Source organism: Sivoneniella epilithica UHCC 1019 (assembly GCF_040830845.1).
Lineage (GTDB): Bacteria > Cyanobacteriota > Cyanobacteriia > Leptolyngbyales > Leptolyngbyaceae > ULC077BIN1.
This window is the reverse complement of record NZ_JBFPDP010000079.1, coordinates 1-3,545: the sequence shown is the minus strand read 5'-3', so window position 1 is coordinate 3,545 and position 3,545 is coordinate 1. Positions and strand designations below refer to the sequence as shown.

The window sequence follows — 3,545 nt, the reverse complement described above, 5'->3', positions numbered from 1 at the left end:
TTGTTGAATCCCTGCTAACTGCTGTTGCGTCCGAACGCCTAAAGTCGCTTTGTCCTGCACAGTCGATTGATGGGCGGCGCTAGCGGTTGCAGTGTGGCGATTCGTTGGGCGATCGCTCTTAGATTGCTTAGTTTTGCCGTTCACATTGGGTAGATCGATAGATTTTTTAAGCTCTTCAGAGTTAATGGGCATTGCTGGAAATCTCCTGAATTAGTAGGGTTTTGAACTTTTCGACTGAACGGCACCGCTTGAGAAACAGCACTAAGCTTGTAAGAATTTCAAGGTCTGAATCGTCGTATAGCCCGTAATGGTTTGGCTCAATGTGTAGCCGTTCAATCCACCATCGCAATGTGCGATCGGGGACTTTTTTCCGTCTGACTCTTGAAAGTCTCCAAGCCAGTTCCTTAAGGGTGTGTCCATCCGGTTGTGTGGCGTGAATCAACATGGTTTTCAGGTTCTTATTGCTGCGTCACCCGCTCTGATTGCAAAACCAATTAAGCGGCAACGAGTTTCATTTCTTGATTTGGATGCTAACATAAATTACATCAAATGAATCATTTTACAAATTTGATGCGGAAACGAAATTAATTCAATTTGAGGGCTATGATTTATGCATTCAAAGCAGGTAATTGACAATATGCGGCGTACAACCGTGTCGTTTGAAGATGATCAGTTTGAAATACTTGAAAAGTGGGCTGATAAGGAGATTCGGACAGTTCCGAATCTTATTCAAGCGATTGTGGTTAGCGTCTTGAGAGGGGAGTCACCAAATGTTCCTGAGTTAACTGCTTTAGAAAATCCCACTAGCAAGGGTAAGTGCTGAAGTGGTTAAGCGGATCACCGTGACGCTAGATGATGAGACGCATCAAGTCTTGCAACAGTGGGCAGACGACGAGGCTAGGACTGTTCCTAACCTGTTAGCTTGGCTTGCACTTAAAGCTGCAAAAGAACATCAACAGGAAAATCCAGTCACTAGCAAGAGCAAGTAAGGAGAGCGATGGCAAATGAACTAAACCGGGCGATTCAAGCGCTGGCTGACATTACCTCTATGCAGGGAACGCAGATTAATCAACTGCGGGAATCCATGCAGCAATCTAATCAGCAGTTGAGCGATCGCATTGACCAGATGGGCGATCGCATTGACCAGATGGGAGACAGGTTAGGCAACAAAATTGATGATTTAGCCGTGCAGGTTGGAGCGCTAACCAGTGCGGTTTTAGATCAGAAGCGGTCTGTTGATGGCTTAGTTGAAGAGAGCCGAAGTCATAATGAAGCGGCAAAAATTCAAGCTGAGAACGTCGCAAACCTGATCAAAGTTGTTGATCGGCTGGCAATCAGAAACTAATAGAAAATCCCACTAGCGAGGGCAAGTAAGGAGGGATGCAGGATGACAGAACGGCTTGACCGAATTGAAGCAATCCTAGAAAGGAACGCAGAGCAGATGGCACAAAGCCAGCAACGGCACGATACTGACTTTGCCAGAATCAGCCAGTTGCAAGAATCCAACGCGAGATCAATTGAAGCAAACAGCAATGCGATCGCTGAATTGCGGCAAGCGCAAGCGGTTGACCGGGCTGATTTTCGGGCTTCAGTTGAGGATATGGTGTCAACGATTATCTCTTTAGCAGAGCAAGCCGAACAGGATCGAGTAGAGTTTCGAGGAACTGTTCAAAACATTCTGGATGCTCTCACTCAGCGCTTTAGCGGCAATGGACACAGCACATAGAAGCAAGGGCAAGTAAGGAGAGCGATCGCGATGTTGATCGATCCTGAGAATCCGTTTGAGGAGTGGGAGTTTGAGGTTAGGGCAGCAACCCTTAACGCAGCTAGAAGTCAATGTGAGGCGATCGCGGCTTCACAGCAATTGACCGAAGTTTTTTCAGTCACTCAGGCGACGGTTACACCAAGCAACGGCACCTATCGGTTTATTTGTTGGTTCAAAGTTGAGATAACAGATGATGGCAACAACGACGGTTAGAGACTTACGCACGGTGCGTTATGCCCCAAGTCCAGGGGTTCATCAGCTATCCATTAATTTAGGGTTAGCTGATGCTGCAACCGTGTTTGAGTTTGCACATAAAAATGGTTTGAGGTTTGAGATTGTTCAAATCCCGACAACTCAGGGTATCGAAATCCATGCGTTGCTCTTGTCTGAGCAGGTTGAATCGTCACCTTTGGGGGCTGAACTTTCAGACAAACTTGATGAACTGGCAACACGGATCAACTCTGTTGCTATTCGTCATGTCTACGGCAGACTTAAAGCAGCATAGGAGAAGCGATCGCAGATGAAAAGCGCGGCAGTCGTTGAATACAATCCAGTAGTTGCAGCGCAAAATGCAAACGTTGATTCCCCGTGGCATTGGCTTTTCTTAGAACCCTCAGAGACTATTCCTCATCTGCCTGGATCTTCAGAGTCGAAGGTGCTTCTTTTATACCAATGGACAATAGCCCATCATTGGGTAATCAAGCTTGGTTGGAATCCAAAGCATAAGCCCCCATTTAAGACCGGTGCGATGAACGCAGGAAAACCGAAAGGGGTATTCCTCCATTCAGTTCGGGGTTTGTGCAACTTCTGTTTTAGTGAAACTTCACCAGGTTCCATTGCCTACGATCACCCAGTCTACTGGATGCAAGACATTTGCCGTGAGTTGCTTTGCTCAGAATATTTTGATGGGGCTAACGAACCAAGCAAACGCGAATTGATAAGAAGGAAGAATGAGGTTTGGCATCAATTAAAGTTTAACTTTCAAAACCCAGCCGATCCCCATAGAACTTATGCAACGTGGCTTTTATACGAAATTGCTTTGAGAATGGCAGAAAAAAGCAAAGGGGTTCGTGATAATGGCTCTACTCCGGCTCTGTTCCAACAATTTTGGAAGGCTTTTCTGAAGTCAATGAAAGATGAAATCACAGCTCTAGAAAAAGATGCAGCCTTGTTCAAAATTGAACACGATAAAGCTTTTATACAGAGGAAAGGAAGGGGGATGACTTTTAAACCATTAACCCTAAAAAAAATGGATCGCCAAAATGCCCACTAGTAAAGGCATACAAGATTTAGTCGCAAATTTTTGCAGGAGAATGCAGCCATGCTCTAATGAATTAAGCGATCGCGTGTACCAGCAAAGCAGATTCCAGCCCGCTAGTTGACCACGCGATTGCCCCCAAAACAAAAACGACCTGACAGCAGATTCCAGCCCGCATCAAGTCGCTTTTGAAATTATTCACTTTAAGATCACACAGCCGTTCTAGCGGCTGATTCCTTATGCAAACGATTCTAGCCTCAAAGTCTCCAAACAATCAACAAGAACGCCTATTTCGCTGGCAGCGTAAAGCTCTACTCCTTATCCAGCGGCAATCACAAGGCGCATTCCTTAACAATCAGCAAAAGCGGTTAGTTCGTCGCTGGCAGCGCTGGCAGTCTCAGCAAAGAGGAGGTGCATCGTGAGTCTAATCCTCCGCTGTTCCAACTGCCGATCGCTCAACCTTGAGATCCGGACCAGCATCGACGACAAACATTTTGCATCATTACATTGCCTAGACTGCGA

General features: G+C 46.1%; 10 protein-coding genes. 7 read left to right on the top strand and 3 right to left on the bottom strand.

The window, feature by feature from the left end:
• Window positions 1-192 (bottom strand): hypothetical protein (locus AB3R30_RS25515; RefSeq protein WP_458652025.1); only part of this gene is annotated, 192 nt, incomplete at its 3' end.
• Window positions 182-445 carry a hypothetical protein gene (locus AB3R30_RS25510; RefSeq protein ID WP_458652024.1) on the bottom strand — a complete coding sequence of 88 codons (264 nt, stop codon included), beginning with the start codon at window positions 443-445 and terminating at the stop codon, window positions 182-184. The genes AB3R30_RS25510 and AB3R30_RS25515, both read right to left, overlap by 11 nt.
• 379 nt (window positions 446-824) lie before the next feature.
• Between AB3R30_RS25510 and AB3R30_RS25505 the strand changes: the two genes are divergently transcribed.
• The 6 genes from AB3R30_RS25505 to AB3R30_RS25480 are packed head-to-tail and all read left to right on the top strand — an operon-like array spanning window position 825 to window position 3,038.
• Complete coding sequence (locus AB3R30_RS25505) at window positions 825-989, top strand: ribbon-helix-helix domain-containing protein (protein WP_458652023.1); 165 nt, start codon at window positions 825-827, stop codon at window positions 987-989.
• Between the two features lie 8 nt (window positions 990-997).
• Complete coding sequence (locus AB3R30_RS25500; RefSeq protein WP_458652022.1) at window positions 998-1,345, top strand: Mce/MlaD family protein; 348 nt, start codon at window positions 998-1,000, stop codon at window positions 1,343-1,345.
• 42 nt (window positions 1,346-1,387) lie between these two features.
• Window positions 1,388-1,726 (top strand): hypothetical protein, encoded by a 339-nt coding sequence (locus tag AB3R30_RS25495; protein ID WP_458652021.1) that lies wholly within the window; start codon window positions 1,388-1,390, stop codon window positions 1,724-1,726.
• A gap of 30 nt (window positions 1,727-1,756) precedes the next feature.
• Window positions 1,757-1,978: a hypothetical protein gene (locus tag AB3R30_RS25490; protein WP_458652020.1), complete on the top strand. Its 222-nt coding sequence runs from the start codon at window positions 1,757-1,759 to the stop codon at window positions 1,976-1,978.
• Window positions 1,956-2,270 (top strand): hypothetical protein, encoded by a 315-nt coding sequence (locus tag AB3R30_RS25485; RefSeq protein WP_458652019.1) that lies wholly within the window; start codon window positions 1,956-1,958, stop codon window positions 2,268-2,270. Before AB3R30_RS25490 ends, AB3R30_RS25485 begins: the two co-directional genes overlap by 23 nt.
• A gap of 15 nt (window positions 2,271-2,285) precedes the next feature.
• Window positions 2,286-3,038: a hypothetical protein gene (locus tag AB3R30_RS25480; RefSeq protein WP_458652018.1), complete on the top strand. Its 753-nt coding sequence runs from the start codon at window positions 2,286-2,288 to the stop codon at window positions 3,036-3,038.
• A gap of 61 nt (window positions 3,039-3,099) precedes the next feature.
• Here AB3R30_RS25480 and AB3R30_RS25475 read toward each other — a convergent pair whose 3' ends face one another.
• On the bottom strand, window positions 3,100-3,225 hold the full coding sequence (locus AB3R30_RS25475; protein ID WP_458652017.1) for a hypothetical protein: 126 nt from the start codon (window positions 3,223-3,225) through the stop codon (window positions 3,100-3,102).
• A gap of 37 nt (window positions 3,226-3,262) precedes the next feature.
• On the opposite strand from AB3R30_RS25475, the gene AB3R30_RS25470 reads away from it, so the two are divergent.
• Entirely contained in the window at window positions 3,263-3,445 is a 183-nt protein-coding gene (locus AB3R30_RS25470; protein WP_458652016.1) for a hypothetical protein, read from the top strand.
• The last annotated feature ends 100 nt before the right edge of the window (window positions 3,446-3,545 follow it).